Source organism: Shewanella sp. H8, from assembly GCF_040285065.1.
Lineage (GTDB): Bacteria > Pseudomonadota > Gammaproteobacteria > Enterobacterales > Shewanellaceae > Shewanella > Shewanella polaris.
The window spans coordinates 2,835,300-2,859,671 of sequence record NZ_CP157213.1; the positions used below are offsets into that span (position 1 = coordinate 2,835,300).

A 24,372-nucleotide genomic window follows, 5' to 3' on the forward strand; every position below is an offset into this window, starting at 1 on the left:
ATGTTAATTAAAAGCGTTTCTAGTAAAGATTAACCGTATCTTCCGGTAATATAATCTTCGGTTTTACGCTTTTTAGGGGTAGTAAAAATGGTATTGGTATCAGCATATTCAACCAATTCACCCATGTACATAAAGGCTGTTTGATCCGACACTCGTGCCGCTTGTTGCATATTATGCGTCACAATCACTACGGTATATTGCTGCTTTAATTCAGTAATCAATTCTTCAATAGTTAAGGTTGAGATAGGGTCCAGAGCTGACGTTGGTTCATCAAGTAATAAGACTTCCGGCTCAATGGCAATGGCACGGGCAATAACCAAACGCTGTTGCTGACCACCCGATAATCCAAAGGCATTATCATGTAAACGGTCTTTCACTTCGTCCCAAATAGCGGCGCCACGTAATGAACGCTCTGCCGCTTCATCTAATTCACGGCGGTTACTTAACCCTTGCAAACGTAAACCATACACCACGTTTTCGTAAATTGACTTAGGGAACGGGTTAGGACGCTGAAACACCATGCCTACGTTACGACGTAATGCAGCTACATCAACTTTCTTGTCATAAATGTTCTGCCCATGAAGCAATATTTTACCTTCAATTTTACAACTATCAACCAAATCATTCATGCGGTTAATACAGCGTAACAGCGTTGATTTACCACAACCACTAGGGCCGATAAATGCCGTGACTTGTTTTTTAGGGATCTTCATCGACACATCAAATAACGCTTGTTTGTCACCGTAACGTAAATCAAGATTACGGATCTCAAGTGCGGTATCCTGTGCCGGTAAGTTAACTAAATCAACGGCTTCTGTTTGCATTGCTGAACTATCAATTGAAATCATTTTTTATCTTTCCTCAGGATATCGCTAATTAATGTTCTAGCGAACGGAATTTTTCACGTAAATGGTTGCGCACGCTGATAGCGGTTAAATTAAGAGCAACAATTACAGATACTAATAAGAACGAAGTTGCATACACTAATGGGCGTGCTGCTTCTACGTTAGGGCTTTGGAAGCCTACATCGTAAATATGGAAACCTAAGTGCATGAACTTACGTTCTAAATGCACAAACGGGAAGTTCATATCAATCGGTAATGTTGGGGCTAATTTTACTACACCCACTAACATCAACGGCGCCACTTCACCGGCGGCACGTGCCACGGCTAAAATCAAACCAGTCATAATTGCTGGGCTTGCCATTGGGATCACAATGCGCCATAAGGTCTCGGCTTTAGTCGCGCCTAATGCCAAGCTGCCTTGACGAACTGCACTCGGAATTCGGCTTAAGCCTTCTTCTGTTGATACAATCACCACTGGCAAGGTTAAAATGGCTAAGGTTAATGCTGACCAAATTACCCCAGGAGAGCCAAATGTCGGTGCTGGTAACGCCTCAGGGAAGAACAATTGATCAATTGAGCCGCCCATCATGTATACAAAGAAACCTAAACCAAACACACCATAAACAATTGACGGAACGCCCGCTAAGTTAATTACCGCAATACGGATAAGCTTAGTAATAGGGCCTTTCTTGGCATATTCGTGCAAGTAAATAGCAGCAATAACCCCAAATGGCGTCACGATAACAGCCATGAGCATCACCATAAATACCGTACCAAAAATAGCGGGGAAAACACCACCTTCAGTATTGGCTTCACGCGGGTCATCACTAACAAAGCGACCTATTCCCACAAACCAGTGACCCACTTTACCTAGCAAACTCATGTGATTGACATAACTTACGTCTAAAATTGAGTCCAGTTGCAAGGTGACTTCAACACCGCGCATGTCTTTAATCACCACAGAATCACGCGCCGCTTTATCTCGCAGGGCAAACAAGTCTTTTTCAAGCACTAGGTAGTCTTGGTTAAGCTGTTCGATTTGCGCCTTGATATCCGCTTTACGCTCAGCAGTTAATTCACCATCAAGCTCATAACCACGTTCTTTCAAACGTAAACGTTCCATTTGATAATTGATCGAACCAATATCGCTTTTTTGCAACGCCAAGGCTTGATCAGAAATAGCCACTGCGCGGTCGATATGGTCGAACAAAGACGCTTCTATGTCAGCTTCACTGGTTAACTCTAAACGTTTACCGTCTTCAATTACCGCAACAGGATAACCATAAAAATTACCGTTTTTAGTCCGTTCAAGTTTAGCAACATCAGCAGGGGTTGAACGGCTAACGATATCGGTTCCTAAAATCCAACGGAAATCTAAACCAACAAACTCACGGTTACCGGTTTTTACCAAGTAACGAGTAACAAACTCACCAGGATGTTTGGCAAATTTATGACCGGCTGAAATTAAACGCTCTGTAGGCACTTCTTCACGGTCGTATATCTCACCAATTAGAATGCTTTTAACCCCATTGTTGTCTTCAAGTTGCCATTCATAAATATCAGCAGGCCAAAAGTAACTCAAGCCACGCCAAGCGATTAACAGTAATAAGCCTAAAACGGCAATCAAACTGATACTAACGGCACCACCGGTCATCCAAATCCACGGTGAACCTGATTTAAACCACTTACCCATTGCACAAACCTCTCAAGGCGATTGGCGAATTAATCATTAATTGAGTCATCATCTTTCCTTACAGTGAGCTATAACGTTCGCGTAAACGTTGGCGAACAACTTCAGCAATGGTATTAAAGAAGAAGGTGAACACGAACAATACAAAGGCAGCTAAGAACAATACGCGATAATGCGTACTACCAATGGCCGACTCAGGCATTTCTACGGCAATGTTTGCCGCTAAGGTACGCATACCTTCAAATACACTCCACTCAAGGATTGCAGTATTACCGGTTGCCATTAACACAATCATGGTTTCACCCACTGCACGACCTAAGCCCATCATAATAGCTGAGAAAATACCCGGGCTGGCGGTAAGTAATACCACCTTAGTCAGGGTTTGCCAGTTTGTTGCACCCAGTGCCAAACTGCCGTTTGATAAATGACGTGGTACAGAAAAAATCGCATCTTCAGCTATCGAGAATATGGTTGGAATTACCGCAAAGCCCATGGCAATACCCACAACCAGCGCATTACGTTGGTCGAATGTGATACCTAAATCATTGGTAATAAATTGACGAGTATTGCCGTCAAATAATGCCACTTCAATCACAGGGCTGATTTCAAAGGAGAACCAACCAATAAATATAATCACCGGCAATAGCATTAGCTCTTGGTAGGTTTCTGGTAAGCGCTGCTTCCATTTTTCTGGCAATTTACTCCAAGCAAATGCGGTGGCAAGTATTGATGTGGGCAATAACATCAACAACACCACAATGCCGGGCAAATGATCTTCAATCAGTGGCGCTAGCCATAAACCAGCCAAGAAACCCAAAATAACTGTCGGTAATGCTTCCATGATTTCAATGGTAGGCTTAACTACATTACGTACTTTTGGTGTCATAAAGTAAGCGGTATAAATCGCACCAGCTATCGCTAATGGCGCGGCAAATAGCATAGCGTAAAATGCCGCTTTCATGGTGCCAAATGCCAGTGGCATTAAGCTCAACTTGGCTTCAAAGTCGTCAGAACCAGAAGTGGACTGCCACACATATTGTGGTTCAGGGTAACCTTCGTACCATACTTTTTCCCACAGTGCGCTCCACGATATTTCTGGATGATCATTTTCAACAGAGAAAAGGTTAAGTTTGTTATCGGCTTCAATCACCAAGGCATTTGAACGCGGGCTAAAGCCCATTTTACCAGGGTTAGTTAACTGAAATTTTTCGTCGAATAACTCACGTTCACTGGTTGTATAAAGCAGTGTTAATTCGCCATCTGCACTCAACACAGCAAAGCTTTTACGATAAAACTCTGTCGCCATTACACTAACAGGAGCAAGGTCATCAAACTCACGAATCTGCTGATATAAACGACCTTTTTCGCTATTAACTTGGAAGTACTGACTCACAATACCGCTGTCATAACTCACCAATATAGAGCTTGCTCCGGCAAGCAAATTAACTTGCTTAACTTTAGCGCCGGCTTTATTTACATCGACAACCTGAAGTAACTCAACAGAATCGGCATCGCGAGTGTTATAAATAAACAGTTTATTATTCGCACTCAAAATTAGCTGACGATGGTCAGGGGTCATGATTGCTGATATGACATGATTAGGTGCATCGTTAATAAACACTTCAACTGATGACCACTCAACCTCTTCGGTCATCATGTTTTCTTCGCCTTCTTGGCGATTAAGCTTCCACGCACCGTTTTTGTCTTGATAAGCAAAACTCATGCGGCCGTCACTATAATCAAACACCAGATTATATACTGCACCATCACTGTTAATGGTTAACGGCTCTTCGCCCAAGGGGTAACGTAAAGAAGGGGTAATCACGCGTTTGTTGTCAGGATAAGTCAGACCAAACTCAATACCCACCACAATGACTTGGCCATTACTGAGTCCTAATGCAAAACGTTGCTCGCTAGGACTAGATTTTGCACTACTAGTAACAGTAGCGCCTTGTGGTAATTTAGGCGTAAAAGATGAAATGAGCTGACCTGTAATCGACGAGTAAAAATCAACCGAACCCGATTCAGTAACTCGGTATAACACTTCATTTTGTTCGTCACTGCCAACCATTAACGTTTTAGCATCAGCATGCTGATAACTAATACTGGTAACTGGCTCTATATGTGCACCATCAAAAATGGGTTTGATGACATACAGCAAATAGAAAAATATTAATAACAATGTGACAAACACTAAGGTGCCGCCAACGGTTACCCCAATCTCTGCTGCTTTATCCTTAAATGCTCTGCGAGTTGCATGTCTATCAACAAGTAGACTTTTTTCAGCAGAACCAGGTTGATTTACCTGACTTTCCATTAAGAACCTCTAATAATTAATCGATGCCATAATTAGCGCTTTGATTGTGTAGTTTACTGTGCTAACAATAAATATTTATGACCAAATAACTAATATAAATAACTTATTTAACTAAGCTAAAAACTCAGTAAAAAAACAAGTTAATAACATAAGTAAAAAAACTAGTATCTGAATAAATGTTTGTAACACAAGCGTAAAGCATTTACGCAATCTTAAGTGGCTGCGATTATATGACGCAAAGATGACAGTTGTGTTACAGCCAATATTAATAGGAGAAATATCGTATGATGCGTTACCTTATCACTCTGCAAGCTCCTGATAGAAAAGGTTTAGTCGAACAAATAGCTAATGTTGTTAGTCGACATAATGGCAACTGGTTAGACTCAGAAATGCGTCATATAGACGGTATTTTTGCAGCAATATTACAGTTAGAAGTGCCTGCACTTAAGTGGGATCAATTAATTGATGCTTTAGAATGCATTGACGGATTAACCTTAACTTTTGCAAAAACTAGCTTAAGTGCTAAGCCAATCAAGCATCTACATTACAACTTAGTTGCATATGACCGCCCAGGAATTGTGTTACATATTTCTAATAAAATGAATGAACTAGGTATCAATATTGAACAGTTTAGTAGCCAATATGAAACGGCTAGTCACACCGGTATTGCATTATTTAGAGCCACCATGGCCTTGGGCTTAACCGATCCTAATCAAGAAGAGAAAATTACAGCATCACTTTATGAAATGGGTGATGATGTTGTATTAGATAAGCTCAATAAACCAACCTGAGTTAATTTTAAAAACCTGAATTATTCAACGTTTTACCAATCTACTTAACCATTAACCCAAGGTGGAGCCAAATTAAGCCTAAAATCCGTTTTCATCATCTGCTAAACTGCCACAAAATAATGATGATAAAAATGGATTGACCATGTTTGGAACGCTATCAAAACTGAAAACCCACCTCAATGATAACCATGAGGTGGAGTATCATTTACCTGTAGGTGAAGCGCGCTTAGCCCTTAACCCGCTTATAGGTAAGTCATTAACCATGGTTCACACGGGTAATATTTTTTGCAGCAACTGCGGTAAAAAAACTAAAAAAAGTTATTCTCAGGGTCATTGTTACGTATGCATGACAAAACTGGCCAGTTGCGACCTGTGCATTATGAAACCTGAAACATGCCACTTTGATCAAGGTACTTGCCGTGAACCAGAATGGGCCATGTCAAATTGCTTTGTTCCTCACTATGTCTATTTGTCTAATACTTCAGGTATTAAAGTGGGTATTACTCGCTACACCCAAATTCCAACTCGTTGGATAGACCAAGGCGCAACTCAAGGTTTACCTATTTTTAAAGTGTCGACCCGTAAAATGTCGGGCTTAATCGAAATTGAATTAGCCAAATTTATTAACGATAAAACCCATTGGCAAGCCATGCTTAAAGGCAATAATGATGATATCGATCTCATCGAACAAGCTGGCCAACTTATCCCATTAATTGAAGATAAATTACAAGCCCTCGCTGCTGAATATCAAGATATTGTCATTGAACGTCTTGATGCAAACATCCAAGCCATTAGCTACCCTATTACGCAATTTCCTGTCAAAGTGAAATCGCATAATTTTGATAAAATTGCTGAAGTGACAGGTATCTTGCAAGGTATTAAAGGGCAATATTTAATCTTTGATACTGGCGTAATTAATATCCGAAAATTTAGCTCTTATGAAGTGGAAGTCAACCACGATTAATATCAATATTGTTGAATAAAAAAGACGCAAACAGCGTCTTTTTTATGTACAAAAGCCGTATTTAAGCTTGTGGAATATCATTTAACATCATTGTAATCAGCGCATCAAATCGAGCTTCTCGTTCTTCAAGTATACGATCTGGCTCGGTAAACCCTTGCGCTAAAACACGCCAAAATGGCAAGTTAACTCTAGGATTGAAAAAGGCGATCAAGACGGACCCCTTCTCATAATTACCATTAACATCTTGGGTATACAAACCGGGCACTAACCCGACTTTAGCGAGGATCTCTGTATCACTCATTTCTGACTCGAGTGCCATACCAAACCCAACAATCATTTGTGGCGAATCATTAATCGATACTAACTGATAGCCTTTGTTAGCCATTAATTTATTGACTGAACTGATTAATTGTTTGCGTAAAACGTCTTCATCCATCTTATTGGCTGTATGCACAACAAACATGGTTTCATGCCAAGCGTACGTTTTTGATAATGTAGATAAATCACCACTAGCCACGATAGTAATACGGTTATTGGGTGTTGTACTCACTGTATTTGTTGTACAAGCAGTTAACAGCACTATGCTAAGGAAAAAAATAATTTTACTTAGGTTTCTTAACATAAAAGAATTTCCTATTTATTAGTTTGTTTTAAACCTTATCGATATAATGTTTAAGCTACCCCGTTCAACTTGAGATAACAATCTTTAGTTTAATTATAAATTAGCGAACAATTAATATTAGATTGTCATAGCATTAACCGTTAAAATGCCAACAATTTTTAATCAGACCAGGACTAAATACAACATGGAATTGGTATTTGCAATAGCATTATTTGCATTTTCTGCCGGCATAACCCCCGGCCCAAATAACATCATGTTAATGACTTCTGGTGTGAATTTTGGCATAAAACGCAGTATTCCACACTTACTAGGCATCAGCTTAGGCTTTCCGACAATGATATTGGCGGTAGGACTTGGATTAAGCGCAATATTTAAAGCCTACCCAATAATCCACACAGTAATTAAAGTAGTCGGCATAACTTACTTGCTGTATTTGTCATGGTTAATTGCTAACAGCAGCAGTAAAATGGAAGGCAAACAAGTCAGCAAACCGTTTAGCTTTATTCAAGCTGCTGCATTTCAATGGGTAAACCCAAAGGGGTGGATTATGGCTGTCGGTGCTATTGCCACTTTCACCTCAGTGCAACAAGAACTCAACGGCCAAGTGATCACTATTGCAAGCGTGTTTTTATGTGTGGCATTCCCCTGCGCGATTGTCTGGCTTGGGTTTGGCGTAGCATTAAAGCGTCTACTTAAAAATGATCGTCAACAGCGTATTTTTAATGTCACAATGGCTTTATTATTAGTGGCATCTATTATCCCAATGATGTTGCCACCTACAGCACGCTGATGAATTTAATAGGGTTAAAGGCTAATTAATGGAACAACATGAATGTCTTATCCACACTGAAATGTGGGTAAAAGATGTCATTATGAAATACAATATATGCCCTTTTGCCCGCCGAGAAGTCGAACGTGCCAGTATTCGTTATGTTGCCATTGAAGACACTAAAATAAAGGCTGTTTTAAAGGCGTTATTGGCAGAATGTCAATACCTAGATAATAACCCTGAAACAGAAACTACGTTATTTATTTTACCGCGCGGTTTTGAAGGCTTTTATGCTTATCTAGATTTAGTTGATGATGCGACAGCGTTATTAGCTGAACAAGATTATGATGGAGTGTACCAGTTAGCCACCTTTCATCCTGACTATTGTTTTGATGGCGAACCACAGGACAGTGCCGCTAATTTTACCAATCGTTCGCCCTATCCTACCCTGCATATTATCCGCGAAGTCAGCATGGAAATAGCATTAGCAAGCTATACCGACCCAGAATCCATTCCAGAGCGAAACATTGCTTTTGCTGAACGTAAGGGCAGCGATTTTTTTGTTCAGTTATTGCAGCATTGCACTAAAGATATATCAAAAGTAACAGGCGATAAATAACGGTTATTAGTTTGATTGTAAGTCTACACAAAAATCACTGATAAGCTGTGGCCAATCATTAACATCATCCATCGAATGAGCAATATGTAGCGTGGAATGAGGTAATGCCTTTTTAAGTTCTATTGCGGTATCGACGGGGTGCGCTTCATCGTCTTGCCAAGCTAGAATTAACGTTGGAATTGAAATGGTCGCAAGTTGCTTTTTGCTCGGTAAATCATTCATTGCTGCAGCGCGAAATAGTTGGTCAAGCGTGTGACGGGTCATCAATTTCAATCCGTCTAATATGCCGAGCACACTGTGTTGATGGGCATCAACCAACCAGCTTGGAAGCATTTTATCTAAATGTTTAGCATTTATTTTAGCTAAACCTTTACCGCCCCATATTCGTGCCGCTTTAGCCATTTTATGATAATCGTCAACTTTTTCTGCCCGAGTTTTCCATGCTGTTGGTGGCGTCATCAAAATCAATCCTTTGACCTTTTGTGGATATGTTAATGCGGCATACAAACTAGTGGCACACCCCATTGATTGACCACCTAAAATAAGCTCTGATGGTGCGTTAAAATGAGTAGCGACACTTATCATATCTTTCGCCATTTCTGGCCATAAATAATCTTCGACACACTTACCCGCTGAAGATAAGCCATGACCTATGGCGTCATAGCGGATTAGTTGTAATTTTTTGGGGAATCGATGCCAAGCATATAAACCAATCGCATCTTCACTTTGAATACTGCCGGTTAATCCATGAGCCCAGATAAGGGATTGCCCTTTACCGCTAATGGAACAATTAAACTGATTAATATTAAATTGCTCTGTCATGGTGGGAGCTCCTAATGAGTTGGCTTATCCTTTTACAATTTCAATCAACCTATTAATGAATAATTTAATTGAATCTGTAGTATCAAACTCAAATGCTAAACCGTAGTGGGTTAACGTTTCATTTAAGCCTTTGTTTTTACGTGTTGGGAATCGGGTCATTTGAGCATTGTGATAGTAATCATACTTTGCACGTACACCATCAATAGTCACTAATTCTGTCGAAAAAATTTCAAAGGCTGGACGGATAATCAATAACGGTGTTTTACCATCAACATGCAAATAAACAGGTTCTTTTAACTCAGGCAACATGTATTCGGTAACATTCTTTATATTAAAATTAGTACGACATTGCAGTTCATTCAAGGTTGATGCGATTTGTTCAAGGGTAATGCTCATAAAATAGATGCCTGTTCAGGATAATGTCATTGATTTATAACGCTAGAGTATAGAGTCTTGCTGAATAAATAAAAACAAAAAGCCCCGAACATTTGTTCAGGGCTAATAGTGTTAATGCGTTGGTATTGACTATAACGGCTATTGATTGTTAAAGAAGAATTACGCTTCGATACCTTTACTTGCCAAAAATTCGTCATAAGTACCTTTGAAGTCATTAATCCCTGTTGGGGTAACTTCAAGAATACGGGTGGCCAATGATGATACGAATGCACGGTCGTGCGAGACGAACATTAATGTACCTTCGTATTTTTCTAACGCGTTGTTTAATGACTCAATCGATTCCATGTCCATGTGGTTGGTTGGTTCGTCGAGTAATAAAATGTTTGGTTTTTGCATGATAAGTTTACCGAAATACATACGGCCTTTCTCACCACCAGATAATACTTTAACAGACTTCTTAATGTCGTCAGAACCAAACAACATACGGCCTAAAATACCGCGTACTGATTGGTCATCGTCATTTTCTTTGCGCCATTGACTCATCCATTCGAATAAAGTCATATCATTAGCAAAATCAGCTTCATGATCCTGAGCATAGTAACCTATATTGGCATTTTCAGACCAATTAATGGTTCCTTCGTCTTGTGGGATATCATGCACTAATGTACGTAACAAGGTGGTTTTACCCACACCGTTCTGACCCAAAATAGCAATGCGCTCACCGACTTCAACCATTAGGTTAAGCTTGCTAAACAATGGCGTGTCGTAACCTTTAGCAAGGTTTTCAACGATGAGTGCATTACGGAACAATTTCTTTTCTTGTTCGAAACGAATAAACGGGTTAACACGACTTGATGCTTTAATATCATCTAGCTTAATTTTATCAATTTGCTTAGCGCGTGACGTGGCTTGTTTGGCTTTCGATGCGTTAGCCGAGAAACGTGCGACGAAGGTTTGCAACTCGGCAATTTGAGCTTTCTTCTTGGCGTTGTCACTCATTAAACGTTCACGTGATTGCTGTGCAGCCATCATGTATTCGTCATAGTTACCTGGGAACAAACGCAATTCACCGTAATCTAAGTCAGCCATGTGTGTACATACTGAATTTAAAAAGTAACGGTCATGGGAAATAATAATCATGGTACTGTTACGTTGATTCAACATATCTTGTAACCAGCGAATAGTATCGATGTCCAAGTTGTTGGTTGGTTCGTCGAGTAACAGTAGATCTGGGTCTGAGAATAATGCTTGTGCCAATAACACCCGCAGTTTAAAACCCGGCGCAATTTCGCTCATCAGTCCGAAGTGTTGCTCTATGTCAATACCGACACCTAACAATAAGTCACCAGCACGAGATTCTGACGTGTATCCGTCCATCTCAGCAAATTCCATCTCAAGTTCTGACACTTTAATACCGTCTTCTTCACTCATTTCAGGTAAAGAATAAATACGGTCACGCTCTTGCTTCACCTTCCACAACTCGCGGTGGCCCATGATCACAGTGTCTACGACAGAAAACGCTTCGTATGCAAACTGGTCTTGGTTTAATTTACCCATACGTTCATTAACATCTAATGAGACGTTACCGCTTGATGGCTCTAAATCACCGGCAAGGATTTTCATAAAGGTGGATTTACCACAACCATTCGCGCCAATTAAACCGTAGCGATTACCGCCACCAAATTTGACTGAGAGATTTTCAAACAGTGGCTTAGCGCCAAACTGCATCGTGATGTTAGCTGTTGTAATCAAAATGAAATTCCAAATCGTGTTGTGTGTTAAAGCCCATATCAAATTATTGTTTATTCACTCGAGTTAACGTATGTATGACTCAAGCCAGCACTTAAACAAATGCTTAAAAAAATACTAATGAGATTAAAACGGGCATACGGCATTGCCGAAAGGGTCGTTATAAAGCGCGACATTGTAAGGATTTCTGGTCTATTTATCAACCTAAACTGGACCAATATCTCTAACCTTCATACTTTGATGAAGGTTAAATCATAACAGCCTAGAAGTTAAGACGAAGTCCGCCCTAGCCTCTAGACTTTATCGCTTTTTATCATATTTGAGCTTTGTTAAAGCTTCAAATAATCAACAATGTAATCCAATCCACCAGTAACGGCAGCCACTTGTGCATCATTACATTGTTGCGCTGTCACCAATGGGCTATCAGGATAGACCTCAGTAGTGGTGTTAAAGTGATTGACAGTAATACCGGCACATAAACTGAGTTTTTTAACCGGATAGTTAATTACCCCAAATTGCTCTATCGGTACTTCAATTAATTGTCCGTTATCGTCAGGCGCAATATGAGTCACTTTAGCCACTGAATCAATCACCGCTTTTTGAAAATCAGGGGTTGGGTTGTCACTGTCGCCAACTAAGTAGAAACCATCAGGAATGATGCCTTTATCGTATTCAACGCCATCACGCGCAGATAGCAGAGGCCTAAACTCTAATTCGTCAGTATCAGTCGTTTCATGTAAATCAATGTGGGCATATACCGCCCCCAAACTTGCGACAAATGCCATCAGCGCGGCAGATTCTTCGGCGGGGCTATTGGCATAAAAAGAGCGATTAGGATCGATGGCTTTAGGATTCCATCGATTAATGGTTTCGTAACCCCAAGGGCTAACACAAGGTGCAACGGCCACATTAAAATACTGAGTATAATCCTGTGCTTTAGTGGCTAAAAACTGAATAGCACCATGAACACCACTGGTTTCATAGCCATGTACACCACCGGTAATCAAAATCGTTTTTTTATTGTTGTCCCAATGTTTTGATGTAAAGCCAAATAATGGGTACTTGTCAGCATTAAGGGATAACGCGCCATATTGAACTTGGTCAAATTGGCTGGTAAGCGGGATTAACTTACTGACAACTTCATCTTGATAAGAGCGCTTGATGGTAACTTGTGCTAACCATTGTGCTTTGTCTGCATCGGTCCATTTTTGACCTGGTGTACCAATTGGATAAGGTGTGGAATTGCTCATGTAACCTCTTAATCATTTATTTTATTGAGTTATGTATCTGTCAGTCATTTGCTTGTAAATGATGTTTATTGCTCAACTATCTGTTAGTTACTGGGTCGGCTTACTAACTGGATGGGCTTTGGCAAAAATAACCAATGCAATCCCAACAAAAATAATCCCAGCCGATACACTAAGATGAAAGCTAATCACTTCATCTAAAAAGAGTATACCGCCCACAGCTGCAATCACTGGGACCGTTAATTGTAAAACCGCCGCATGGGTTGATGTGAGCCCGCGTAAGGCTTGATACCACAGCGCATAACCAATACCCGAGGCGATTGCACCAGATAAAACCGCTAACCATACACCTTTGACAGACAATACCGTTGTTTGTGGTGTTGAGGTTAATTGAGGCAGTATCCACACAACCAATATCATCAACGCAACCAAGGGTATACTGCGAATAAAATTATAACCCGTATCGAATAGTGGATTAACAGACTTTTTGCCTAACAAAGTATATCCGCCCCAAGCACAACCGCTAATGGACATTAACACTAATCCGGTTATCGAAGGAGCGCTTACACCGGGCAACACCAAATACGCAAATCCGCTAAAAGCCAATAATGCCCCAATCCATTCAAGTAACGTTAAGCGATGACCTTGAAAATAGCTGATTAACATCATGCTAATTTGTACCGCTGCAAACAAAATCAACGCACCAGTGGCGGTATCAAGTAGCACGTAAGCGTATGAAAACGTCACAGCATAGGTAAATAATAATCCCGCCGCAAATAGGCTGCCACGGCTAGTTAAATTTGTGGTGTTAGTTTTAGTCGTGCGCAATAACATCAACAACCACAACACTAAAGCACCGGCTATTAAACGGATGGCAGTGAAACTACTCGGGTCTATTAATGGTGTGATTTGTTGGGTTGATAATGCCATACGGCACAACACCGAGTTGGCCGCAAATGCGACCAAGGCTATCAAGGTATACAGAGCGATAGAAAATCGAGATAAAAAGGCTGATAGATCAGACATAAACGGGACTACTTAGCGTTTTTTTTAAAGGTGAATTTACTTGAAAACCAATGCAACACTCTGACTTGCTGTACATGGCTCAAGCCAAAAAATACACAAATCCAAGGCGAAATCAGTAAAAACCACGGTAAAGCAGCCGTCGAACGACCTGAAAAGAATAGATATAAAAAACCGCCATAGATAACAATGACGCCAAGGAGCCCTACAAACAGCATCATTTTTTTAAGCAGGTATTCTAATTTTTCCACGAGATAGCATTCCTAGAGAATAAAAAGTTACGCCGAGCATAGGCTCGGCGTGACAACATCATAACAAACTGATTATGTAAATTACTACCCGCTTATAAACGCAAACCACCGTCAATTTCAAATACTCGGCCGTTAACGTAATCATTTTCGATAATAAAGCGCACAGTAGCAGCTACTTCTTCAGGTTGACCTAAACGTCCTACTGGCACCATTTTTTCTAAACGTTCTAAGGCTTCAGGCTTCATGGCCGCTGTCATTTCAGTAGCCATAACCCCTGGAGCAACTGCAGCACTACGAATATTATGACGAGCTAACTCTTTTGCCCAACCAACCGCCATCGCTGCAACGCCGGCTTTAGACGCTGAGTAGTTAGATTGTCCCATGTTACCAACTTTAGCAATGCTAGAGATATTGATAATCACCCCAGCTTGCTTGGTTTCAATCATAGCTGCAGCGGCTTCACGACCACATAAAAAAGTACCTGTTAAGTTAACGTTAATAACAGACTGAAACTGCTGATACGACATGCGGTCAGTGACCACGCCGTCTTTGGCTTTAATCATTAAGCCATCTCGTAAAATACCGGCATTGTTGATCAACACATTCACTTGGCCAAAGTCTTCAGCAATAAATTTAAAGCCCGCGACCACATCTTCTTCGTCAGTAATGTCTAAGGCATAGCCTTGTACTTCAGTTATTGAACCTAAATCAGCACAAGCTTGTTCAAGTTTAGTTTGATCAACATCGATAAGCGCCAATTTAGCACCTTGGGTGGCTAAATCATGCGCCATCGCTAGACCTAATCCACCCGCTCCGCCAGTAATGACGACAACCTTACCTTTTAATTCCATCAACTGAATCCTTTATTTTTTCTTTGAAAATTGTTCAAAAACACTCGAAAAATCGCGGCGACCATGGCCTTGGCGAGCATGATTAACATATAAGCTGCGAGCCAAAGATCCCATTGGTGTGCTTGAATTAGAGGCGACTGCCGCTTCTTGCGACAACCCTAAATCTTTAACCATCAAGTCAACCATAAAGCCACCTTGGTAGTCTTTTGACGACGGCACATTTTCCATCACGCCTGGGCATGGATTGTATTTCTCTAACGTCCAGTTACCGCCGCTACTGACTTTCATGATATCAGACAACACTTTAGGATCTAAACCATTATCCAAACCAAGTTGTAACGATTCGCTAGTACCCACCATCAATACAGACAACAGCATGTTATTACAAATCTTAGCGATTTGACCTGCTCCTACAGCACCGGCGTGAAAAATATTGCCGCCCATAACCGTTAATACCGTTTGGGCTTGTTGATAGGCGGCTTCACTACCACCACAAATAAAGGTTAAGGTACCCGCTGCAGCCCCTGCTGTGCCACCAGACACTGGCGCGTCCATAAACTCAATGCCTTTTTCGGCCGCTTTTGCACCCACTAAGCGAGCGCTGTCGGCATCAATGGTCGAGCAATCTATCAGTAATGCCTGTTTAGATACCACATCCAACAAACCTTTATTGTTGTCATCGCCTAGGTATAAGCTACGAACATGCTTGCCTGCTGGTAGCATGGTAATCACAAAATCTGCAGAAGCTGCTGCACCACAGGCCGTTTTAGCACTGAGTGCACCTTGTGATGTTAACGCTTCTACCGCAACTGGGTTTAAGTCAAATACGGTAACGGTCATACCCGCTTTTACTAAATTGGCAGCCATTGGACCGCCCATGTTACCTAAACCAATAAATGCTACTGTTGCCATGTCATTAATCCTTTTTTAAGTAAAGTCAGCTAATGGGTGTTTATCTTCAGCCCAAGGAGAAGTAACCAGTTGAGTCACTTTATTCGCATCCACTGCGTCGACATCTGCAAATAGCCATTTAGGTTGGCGATCTTTATCAATCAGTAAGGCACGCACTCCTTCGCAAAAGTCGCCCATAGAACAACAGTTAACACTAACGCCAAGCTCCCATTTAAAACAGTCTGCTAAGCTAAGCTCAGTTCCTAAAGCGGCTTGTTCAAAAATAAGATGCCAACTAATTGGGCTACCCGCTAACGCCGTTTTTTGCGCCCGTTTCAACCAATCAAGTTCAGTATTTAAGGTAGATAATTGATAGTGAACATCAAGAATATCACCCGCCATTAACAAATCGATTTGTTGTTGGAATTGCTGCAAATGGCTGGTTGGCAACGTAGCGATGTGCTGCTTGGACAAATCAATGAGCAAGTCACTTAATCGTTGATGATTTTCCGCGTTATCTTGACTCCACATGACTTCAGCCATGGCATCAAACAATGGCTCTTTTTCATCGCTATTTAAATAATAGTTACCAAGTTCAACATACAAGGCATCTGCCGCATTCATGTTGTAAGCGGTTAACCCTAAAAACAGCCCTGTCTTACCCGGCATACGGTTTAAAAAGTAACTACCACCAACGTCTGGGTATAAACCTATGGTCACTTCTGGCATTGCAATACGGCTACGATCGGTAACAATACGATGGCTACCGCCAGCCATTAACCCTAAACCACCACCCATTACAATGCCGTCACCCCATACCATCACGGGTTTACCAAACTGATGCAATAAATAATCAAGTTGATACTCTTTGGTGAAAAATTCACAAGCTTCTTCGGTGATATTATTGGGGTTTGCTATTGATGCATGATAAATAGCCCGTACATCACCTCCGGCACAAAAGGCTTTCTCGCCGGCGCCATTTAGCACCACGCAAGCAATACTGTCATCACTTTTCCAACGGGTTAGTTGGACTTGCATGGCATCAACCATATCAAGTGTTAACGCATTAAGCGCTTTTTCAATATTCAGAGTGACCACACCGATAGATTGACCGGATAGCGTGCCCAATGTTTGAAAAATTACATCTTGAGTCATTAGCAGTTCTTCCAGTTTGCGGCGCGTTTTTGTAAAAAGGCGTTCACACCTTCAGTCTGATCTTCGGTATCGAATAAGCCCACAAACAGTTCTCGTTCAAGCGGTAATGCTTGAGTGCGAGGCATATTCCGCCCAGCTTGAATAAGTGTTTTACACGCACTAACACTACTAGGAGACTGTTTAGCCACTTTAGCGGCCAATGCTACCGCAGCATCTAGTGATTGACTTTTTTCGACCACCTCTTCAATTAAACCTATGTTCACTGCTTTGGCGGCATCAATCAGTTCACCACATAAAATCATCCGTTTTGCCCAACCCTCACCCACTAATGCCGTTAAGTTTTGGGTGCCGCCCGCACAAGGTAATAAACCGACAGAAGCTTCAGGCAACGCCATTTTTGCCTGAGCTTCAGCAATACGTAAATCACAAGCGAGTGCGATCTCTAAACCTCCGCCCATGGCGTAACCATTAATGGCAGCAATAGATACCCCACGAAACGCGCTTAAGGTTTCAAAGGCTTCACCAAAGTTTTGCGCCATGATGGCTGCATTGTCTTTATTGCCATCGGCGAATAAATTTAAATCTGCACCAGCTGAGAAAAACTTATCACCTTCGCCTGTAATCACTAGGGAATAAATATCCTTGTCCTGATCCAGCTTAAGGATGATGTTTTTAAGTGCTTGTAAACTGTCAGCCGTCCAAGTATTTGCAGGCGGATTGTTCAAGGTCAATATTGCCGTGTGGCCGATAATATGTTCAAGAATCGCAGGTGGTTTTGTCATAACCTTATGTCCTTATGCTAGGGAATATATTGTGGTTCAGTCACTAGTGGATCTGTTTATTACAAGATTGGATGGGCGTCGCTAGCTAACAAACGACGGGCAATGATTAAACGCATGATCTCGTTAGTGCCCTCTAAAATTTGGTGCACTCGTACATCACGAAAATGACGTTCTAATGGATATTCACGGATATAACCATAACCGCCATGAATTTGCAGCGCACCGTCACACACTTGGAAACCCACATCAGTAGCAAAACGCTTCGCCATGGCACAATACGCACTGGCCTCTGGGTCTTGAGTATCTAATTTAAAGGCCGCTAAACGTACCATTTGGCGGGCAGCCACTAATTCTGTTGCCATGTCAGCCAGTTTGAACTGCAATGCTTGGAATGCCGCTAGCGGTTTACCAAATTGCTTACGTTCATTCATGTATTCAGTTGCACGAGTCAGTGCAGCTTGGGCCGTACCAATTGAACAGGTAGCAATGTTAATACGTCCGCCGTCTAGGCCTTTCATGGCAAAGGTAAAACCTTGGCCTTCTTCGCCTAGTAAGTTGGCGGCAGGCACGCGCACATTTTCAAAACTGATTAATCTTGTTGGCTGTGCGTTCCAACCCATTTTATCTTCAGCTTTTCCGTATGTAACACCGGCCGCATCAGCAGGTACAGCAATGGCAGAAATGCCTTTAGGGCCTGCTTCACCAGTACGGCACATTACCACTAATAACTCGGTTTCACCGGCACCAGAGATAAACATTTTTGAACCTGTGATCAGGTAATCATCACCATCACGCACGGCTTTGGTTTGCAATGAAGCGGCATCACTACCAGCACCAGGTTCAGTTAAACAGTAAGATGCTAATAATTGCCCAGTGGTTAAGCCTTCTGACCACTGTTTACGCAACGTTTCTGTGCCCCATGTGGTAACCATCCAAGTAGCCATATTATGAATCGTTAACATTGCTGTGGTAGCTGTACAACCGTGGGCTAATTCTTCAAAAATAATCGAAGAATCTAACCGGGATAAGCCCATACCGCCTTCTGATTCTGGCGAATACAAAGAACAAAAGCCCAGTTCACCGGCTTTTTGGATAACCTCTTTAGGAAAATGATGTTCTTCATCCCACTTAGCGGCGAATGGAGCGAGCTCTTCGGCAGAGAATTGACGGGCTAAATCAGCAAACTGACGCTGATCTTCGTTTAAATTAAAATCCATGCTGGACTCCTAATATTGTCTTGGATGACTCTTGGGTCATTTGAAGTTTTGCCCGCCTGCGGCTTAAGCTGCTTATCCATTAGATTGTCTGTGTTACAACATCATCCAATGGCGCGGGTCAAAATTGTCTTGTTAAATTAGCTAATAAATATTGCCGCAATAAATCAATAAACTAACTATCACGGCGAATGGAGACTAACCCGAGCAGGGATTATTTGAGGTCAATGCTCATGTTAGGACCACTAACGGCTTCTGTGTCAAACCAGCGTGAAGTGATGGTTTTAGTTTCAGTACAAAAACGCACCGCTTGTTTACCATAGGCGTGCTGATCACCATAGAAACTGCCTTTCCAACCAGTGAATGAGAAGAAAGGTAATGGCACAGGGATCGGTACGTTAATCCCTACTTGGCCAACTTCTATTTCGTGTTGATATTTACGAGCGGCACCGCCAGATGCAGTAAAGATAGAGGTGCCATTACCGTAAGGACTGTTATTAACCAGCTCAATAGCATCATCTAAATTGTCCGCTTCCATGCAACACAATACAGGGCCAAAGATCTCTTCTTTGTATATGCTCATGTCGGTGGAGACATTGGTAAACATGGTTGGCCCAACCCAGTTACCCGATTCGTAACCTTCTAAGGTAAAATCGCTGCCATCTAATAAACACTCAGCACCTTCAGCTTTACCTTGGGCAATGAGTTTGAGTACCCGTTCTTTTGCTGCAGGACTAATCACTGGGCCGTAAGCAGCGTTTTTGTCATCCCACAAACCTGGGCGCACTTTAGCTAACGCCTCTTTTAACTCAGGGATCCACTCTTTGGCTTTACCCACAAACACTGCGACCGAAATAGCCATACAACGTTGACCTGCCGCACCCACTGAGGCGCCGACCATGTTATTGATCACTTGCTGCTTATTCGCATCAGGCATGATCACGCAATGGTTTTTAGCCCCCGCAAACGCTTGCACGCGTTTTAGGTTGTCGGTGCCCGTTTTGTAAATGTATTGACCCACCCCCACAGAACCAACAAACGAAATCGCTTTAATAGCTGGATCTCTAAGCAAAATATCAACTGCGGTTTTGTCGCCATGAATAAGTTGTAATACACCTTTTGGCGCACCCGCTTCAACAAACAACTCCACTAAACGTTGCGGCGTCATCGGATCTTGTTCAGAAGGCTTTAAAATAAAGGTATTACCGCAAGCAATTGATAATGGGAACATCCATAACGGGATCATTGCTGGGAAGTTGAAAGGCGTAATACCCGCACACACACCTAATGGTTGCGTGTAACTGTAGGTGTCGATGTTACGGGCAACGTTTTCTACCGTTTCACCCATCATTAATGACGCCACGTTACAGGCATGCTCGGCCACTTCAATGCCGCGCCATACATCGCCTTTAGCATCTTCAAAGGTTTTACCGGTTTCTTGGGCCAAAATGGTCGCCAGTTCATCGTGATGTTCTTTTAGCAAATGTTGGTAACGCAACATGACGCGCGCACGTTCAGATACGGGAACTTCTTTCCATGTCTTAAACGCTTCTTTAGCACTGTGAATAGCCAATTCGACTTCGGCAGTGGTAGCACAGTTAATGTTGGCGATAACTGAATTATTAGCAGGGTTAGTGACATCAATATTGCGGTCGCCATTGCCATGTGTGAATTCGCCATCAATGTAATGCTTAACTTGTGTGATCATGTTGCTTTCCTCGATCCTTGAACATCTTATGAGTGAAACAAGCTCACTCGTATTGAGTTACTGCACAGGTGACGCGATTTGTTGTGTTTGTCAGTCTCACTAAAGTGGCTGCGTGTACATCTACCTGTGCGGTGGTCTTGTCGAACTTAACTTGTATTGTCTATTTACACTTCTATCGCCATTGCTGTAGCTTCGCCGCCACCAATACATAACGATGCTACGCCACGCTTAAGGCCACGTGCTTTTAAGGCGTAAATCAATGTGACTAACAAACGCGCACCAGAACAACCAATTGGGTGCCCCATTGCACATGCACCGCCATTAACGTTGACTTTACTGGCATCTAATTTCAGTTCAGAAATCGCCAACATGGTGACCATGGCAAACGCTTCATTAATTTCAAATAAATCGACGTCATCTTTATTCCACTGCACTTTATCGAACAGTTTTTGCATCGCGCCAACCGGTGCGGTGGTAAACATCGACGGTTCTTGAGAATGGGTAGTGTGACCTTTAATAGTCGCTAATACGTTTAAACCCAGTTGCTGTGCTTTTTCGCGTGTCATTAACATTAACGCTGCAGCGCCGTCTGAAATTGAACTAGAGTTGGCTGCTGTAATCGTGCCGTCTTTGGTAAATGCTGGACGTAATGTCGGAATTTTTTCTGGGCGGGCGTTACCTGGCTGCTCGTCGGTATCAACAGTCACGTCACCGCGACGCGTGCTCATGGTGACAGGCACCACTTCATCTTTAAATGCGCCAGAGTTAATCGCTGCATTAGCTTTTTCGAGCGAACTTAATGCAAAAGCATCCATTTGCTCGCGGGTTAGGCCAAAGTCATCTGCCGTTTTTTGTGCAAATGTACCCATTGCACCACCAGTGTAAGCATCTTCAAGGCCATCTAAAAACATGTGGTCCATCACTTTGCCATGGCCCATACGCATTCCACTGCGCGCTTTGTCGAGCAAATATGGTGCTTGGCTCATACTTTCCATACCACCCGCAACCACAACTTGACTACTACCCGCTTTAATCAAATCATGAGCTAGCATTACGGTTTTCATGCCAGAGCCACAGACCTTATTGATAGTAGTGGCGCCAACACTATAAGGTAAATTGGCACCAAGTGATGCTTGACGAGCTGGGGCTTGACCAAGACCTGCGGGTAAAACGCAACCCATCAACACTTCGTCAATGCTGTTTTCACTCACACCAGTTTGGGCTAATAGGCCTTTAATCGCCGTAGCCGCTAATACTGGAGATGCTACCTCAGACAATGCACCTTGAAACCCACCCATTGGTGTACGCTTCGCGGCAACAATAACGATATCTTGACCTGTTTGCTCTGTACTCATAACTACTCCAATTTAAATACACTTAGAAATTAACTTTTTCAATATTGATATCACTCTGACGTTGACGCGAACGTAAAGCAAGTAAAAAATGGTCTAAATACTGATGTTAATCAATTGGAATTGTCAGTGAAGATTTACAGTTTAAGAATATTAGCTTTATATTTAATGTAAGTCATTGTTTTTATGACATATACCAACAACCACACATCAGTAACGTTATTACTGTTGAGCGATTTAATCAGCATAAAACTTTAGTCTAAGCAGAATGTAGCCATAGTGGCCAAATAAACCAAATAGCCATTTGGGGAGGATTAATGGTCCATAATCACTACTTGATTGCGGCCTTTATCTTTTGCTTGATATAAGCCTAAGTCGGCTTGCTTAATAATGTCGGCAAGCTCATGAGTTTGCGGGGTTAACATAGCAACAGCCACACTGATGGTGAAATTAATTTTAACATTGTGAAAAACAAACTGGTTTGACTCAATACTGGTTCGTAATCGCTCTGCTATTTCAACGGCTTGTAACTGTCCTGTATCGGGTAAAATAATTAGAAATTCTTCACCACCTATGCGACCTAATATATCGTTTTTCTTGAGCCAATTTCGTGCACGTCTTCCACACGCTTTTATGGCTAAATCGCCAATATCATGGCCATAATGGTCATTAATAGCTTTAAAATTATCGATGTCGAACATAATCACGGCGAGTGGTAGATTATGTTTTTGAGCCTGATTAACGACCTTTTTACCCTGCTCAAAAGTATGACGTCTATTAGCAATACCCGTCAGATAATCAGTTTGAGAGCGACGTTTAAATTGTCGGCGAGATTGCCACAAGAAAATCACCACAACTAATAACACCAATGCGATGAGCACTGCAATTACCATTGATAAGTTAGTGATTTTTTGAGTATCAATTTCGGCCTCCAAATTAAGCTTATTAATTGCCAATTGATTTTCGAGCAGGCGATTATTAAATTCAGCAACGGTAAGGTTATGGTCTAATGATGAATTAACCACATCATTATTGATAATATTGGCAAAGTTCTTTTTTTGTAAATCGATGGTATCCAACAGTTTATTCATGCCAAGATTACTGGAACCATTTGCGTAATCAATGATGGCTGCAATCATCAATTTCAATTCACTTGAATGACCGTGATAAGTTGCCGAATGAGAAAACTTTTCCGCATATTTAAAAGCTTTATCTGGTTGTTGTTGGCGAAAATAACTTAATGCCAACCATGCATGAGTGGCGTCGACAAAGTATTTTTCTTGAGTTGTATCTTGCACTTCAAGTGCTCGTAAAAAATGCTCAATACCTTCTTGGAATAAACCTTGAGCCCAGCAGCTAATACCGGTATTAAATTGATAAAAAAAGTCAAAATCAGCAAACTCTGGCGACTGCTCGACCAGTTGCTGCATTTGCACTAAATGGTCTTTATTCTCCACCCACAAGCCTAATTTAATTGATTCTCCAATCATGTTATGCAACATATTAAACATGTCTTGTTTATCTTGGGCTTGCTCCCAAAAACCATAGGCTTTCTTAAAGTATTGATAGGCTTTACGGTTTAAACCATTGTCACGATAAATAGCCGCGGTGGCATTGAATATCATCGCTTGCCGGCTCAGTCCTAATTGATGCTGTTGTGCTAACGCTAATGCTTCATTTAATCTTTTCAGACCTTCGCCAAAATCACTTGGTTTATTATAACAATACGCGCTTTGAGCTAACACTTCGGCCAAGATATCAACGTTTCCAAGCTGACGGGCTAATGTAATCGCCACTTCACGATCTGGGCAATAAACTTGGGTGTCGTTAGTTTGAAGGTAAAGTATGAATGAGCGTTCGATATAGCTTTTGACCAGTTCTTCACTAAGAGGATGTGGCGTAAGTAATTTAATGGCCTGAGTATAGCTGTCAACTGCAGCGACAAGATCACTGTTAACTTCTTGCTCTATTGCCAACAAATGCAATAACTGGCCTTGCTGTTCAATTGGCCATTGAGCGCTTTGCAGTCGCTGTTGTTGCAAAAAGTCAATACGTTGCTGTGGTGAGCTTAACGTGGCTAAATGCTGTTTGATATCCGTTAATGTTGCGCTACCAGTAATATCACTTACATTGGTGCCATTAACATTAGTGTCATTTGCATTAGCGTCACTAAAAAGGTCACTGGCCCCCAAAGAGGTTACAGGCCCACTCACTGCACACACCAATAATAACATCAACCGCGTCTTAACCATTTAACCTCGACCTTACAATAAAAACCATTAAATTTAACAATAGCTTTTATCGAAACGAAGTC

Annotated in this window: 22 protein-coding genes; 4 read left to right on the top strand and 18 right to left on the bottom strand. The window is 41.7% G+C overall.

From position 1 onward, the window contains the following. Window positions 1-29: 29 nt before the first annotated feature. The 3 genes from pstB to ABIS04_RS12320 are packed head-to-tail and all read right to left on the bottom strand — an operon-like array spanning window position 30 to window position 4,852. Window positions 30-848 carry a phosphate ABC transporter ATP-binding protein PstB gene (pstB, locus tag ABIS04_RS12310; RefSeq protein WP_350431241.1) on the bottom strand — a complete coding sequence of 273 codons (819 nt, stop codon included), beginning with the start codon at window positions 846-848 and terminating at the stop codon, window positions 30-32. 28 nt (window positions 849-876) lie between these two features. After that, the gene (gene pstA, locus ABIS04_RS12315) at window positions 877-2,538 is read right to left on the bottom strand and encodes a phosphate ABC transporter permease PstA (RefSeq protein WP_350431242.1); all 1,662 of its coding nucleotides are present in this window, start codon (window positions 2,536-2,538) and stop codon (window positions 877-879) included. 58 nt (window positions 2,539-2,596) lie between these two features. Then, on the bottom strand, window positions 2,597-4,852 hold the full coding sequence (locus ABIS04_RS12320; RefSeq protein ID WP_137226632.1) for an ABC transporter permease subunit: 2,256 nt from the start codon (window positions 4,850-4,852) through the stop codon (window positions 2,597-2,599). 284 nt (window positions 4,853-5,136) lie between these two features. Between ABIS04_RS12320 and ABIS04_RS12325 the strand changes: the two genes are divergently transcribed. Together ABIS04_RS12325 and ABIS04_RS12330 are read left to right on the top strand one after the other, a co-directional pair. After that, entirely contained in the window at window positions 5,137-5,643 is a 507-nt protein-coding gene (locus ABIS04_RS12325; RefSeq protein WP_137226631.1) for a glycine cleavage system protein R, read from the top strand. Window positions 5,644-5,785: 142 nt separating this feature from the next. Continuing rightward, window positions 5,786-6,607 (top strand): DUF2797 domain-containing protein, encoded by an 822-nt coding sequence (locus tag ABIS04_RS12330; RefSeq protein WP_140234565.1) that lies wholly within the window; start codon window positions 5,786-5,788, stop codon window positions 6,605-6,607. 61 nt (window positions 6,608-6,668) lie between these two features. Here the strand turns inward: ABIS04_RS12330 and ABIS04_RS12335 are convergent, their stop codons facing one another. Further along, the gene (locus ABIS04_RS12335) at window positions 6,669-7,229 is read right to left on the bottom strand and encodes a DUF4136 domain-containing protein (RefSeq protein WP_140234566.1); all 561 of its coding nucleotides are present in this window, start codon (window positions 7,227-7,229) and stop codon (window positions 6,669-6,671) included. A gap of 184 nt (window positions 7,230-7,413) precedes the next feature. On the opposite strand from ABIS04_RS12335, the gene ABIS04_RS12340 reads away from it, so the two are divergent. Beyond that, window positions 7,414-8,019, top strand: coding sequence for a LysE family translocator (locus tag ABIS04_RS12340; protein ID WP_137226628.1), 606 nt, complete (start codon window positions 7,414-7,416; stop codon window positions 8,017-8,019). 28 nt (window positions 8,020-8,047) lie between these two features. Next, window positions 8,048-8,617 (top strand): DUF1415 domain-containing protein, encoded by a 570-nt coding sequence (locus ABIS04_RS12345; protein ID WP_350431243.1) that lies wholly within the window; start codon window positions 8,048-8,050, stop codon window positions 8,615-8,617. Between the two features lie 6 nt (window positions 8,618-8,623). On the opposite strand, the gene ABIS04_RS12350 is transcribed toward ABIS04_RS12345, so the two are convergent. The 14 genes from ABIS04_RS12350 to ABIS04_RS12415 all read right to left on the bottom strand — a co-directional run bounded on the left by ABIS04_RS12350 (window position 8,624) and on the right by ABIS04_RS12415 (window position 24,310). Then, window positions 8,624-9,439 carry an alpha/beta hydrolase gene (locus ABIS04_RS12350; protein WP_350431244.1) on the bottom strand — a complete coding sequence of 272 codons (816 nt, stop codon included), beginning with the start codon at window positions 9,437-9,439 and terminating at the stop codon, window positions 8,624-8,626. A 24-nt stretch (window positions 9,440-9,463) separates the two neighbouring features. Beyond that, entirely contained in the window at window positions 9,464-9,835 is a 372-nt protein-coding gene (locus tag ABIS04_RS12355; protein ID WP_350431245.1) for a hypothetical protein, read from the bottom strand. Window positions 9,836-9,994: 159 nt separating this feature from the next. Continuing rightward, entirely contained in the window at window positions 9,995-11,587 is a 1,593-nt protein-coding gene (locus ABIS04_RS12360) for an ABC-F family ATPase (RefSeq protein WP_137226624.1), read from the bottom strand. 326 nt (window positions 11,588-11,913) lie between these two features. Then, window positions 11,914-12,834 carry a M14 family metallocarboxypeptidase gene (locus ABIS04_RS12365; protein ID WP_350431246.1) on the bottom strand — a complete coding sequence of 307 codons (921 nt, stop codon included), beginning with the start codon at window positions 12,832-12,834 and terminating at the stop codon, window positions 11,914-11,916. Between the two features lie 87 nt (window positions 12,835-12,921). Next, window positions 12,922-13,857 carry a DMT family transporter gene (locus ABIS04_RS12370; protein WP_137226622.1) on the bottom strand — a complete coding sequence of 312 codons (936 nt, stop codon included), beginning with the start codon at window positions 13,855-13,857 and terminating at the stop codon, window positions 12,922-12,924. 8 nt (window positions 13,858-13,865) lie between these two features. Further along, the gene (locus ABIS04_RS12375) at window positions 13,866-14,072 is read right to left on the bottom strand and encodes a hypothetical protein (protein ID WP_137227455.1); all 207 of its coding nucleotides are present in this window, start codon (window positions 14,070-14,072) and stop codon (window positions 13,866-13,868) included. A gap of 125 nt (window positions 14,073-14,197) precedes the next feature. Then, complete coding sequence (locus ABIS04_RS12380; RefSeq protein WP_137226621.1) at window positions 14,198-14,956, bottom strand: SDR family oxidoreductase; 759 nt, start codon at window positions 14,954-14,956, stop codon at window positions 14,198-14,200. A 12-nt stretch (window positions 14,957-14,968) separates the two neighbouring features. Next, window positions 14,969-15,868, bottom strand: a complete 900-nt coding sequence (gene mmsB / locus ABIS04_RS12385; protein WP_350431247.1) for a 3-hydroxyisobutyrate dehydrogenase — start codon at window positions 15,866-15,868, stop codon at window positions 14,969-14,971. 15 nt (window positions 15,869-15,883) lie between these two features. Continuing rightward, a complete protein-coding gene (locus tag ABIS04_RS12390) occupies window positions 15,884-17,002 on the bottom strand; it encodes an enoyl-CoA hydratase/isomerase family protein (RefSeq protein ID WP_350431248.1) in 1,119 nt (372 codons plus the stop codon). Continuing rightward, window positions 17,002-17,784 carry an enoyl-CoA hydratase gene (locus ABIS04_RS12395; protein WP_140234572.1) on the bottom strand — a complete coding sequence of 261 codons (783 nt, stop codon included), beginning with the start codon at window positions 17,782-17,784 and terminating at the stop codon, window positions 17,002-17,004. The genes ABIS04_RS12390 and ABIS04_RS12395 overlap by 1 nt, the downstream gene beginning before the upstream one ends. A 59-nt stretch (window positions 17,785-17,843) precedes the next feature. Then, on the bottom strand, window positions 17,844-19,001 hold the full coding sequence (locus tag ABIS04_RS12400; protein ID WP_140234573.1) for an acyl-CoA dehydrogenase family protein: 1,158 nt from the start codon (window positions 18,999-19,001) through the stop codon (window positions 17,844-17,846). 211 nt (window positions 19,002-19,212) lie between these two features. Further along, window positions 19,213-20,706: a CoA-acylating methylmalonate-semialdehyde dehydrogenase gene (locus ABIS04_RS12405; RefSeq protein WP_350431249.1), complete on the bottom strand. Its 1,494-nt coding sequence runs from the start codon at window positions 20,704-20,706 to the stop codon at window positions 19,213-19,215. Between the two features lie 164 nt (window positions 20,707-20,870). Continuing rightward, window positions 20,871-22,061 carry an acetyl-CoA C-acyltransferase gene (locus ABIS04_RS12410; RefSeq protein WP_350431250.1) on the bottom strand — a complete coding sequence of 397 codons (1,191 nt, stop codon included), beginning with the start codon at window positions 22,059-22,061 and terminating at the stop codon, window positions 20,871-20,873. Between the two features lie 311 nt (window positions 22,062-22,372). Beyond that, window positions 22,373-24,310 carry a GGDEF domain-containing protein gene (locus tag ABIS04_RS12415; RefSeq protein ID WP_350431251.1) on the bottom strand — a complete coding sequence of 646 codons (1,938 nt, stop codon included), beginning with the start codon at window positions 24,308-24,310 and terminating at the stop codon, window positions 22,373-22,375. Window positions 24,311-24,372 lie beyond the last annotated feature (62 nt).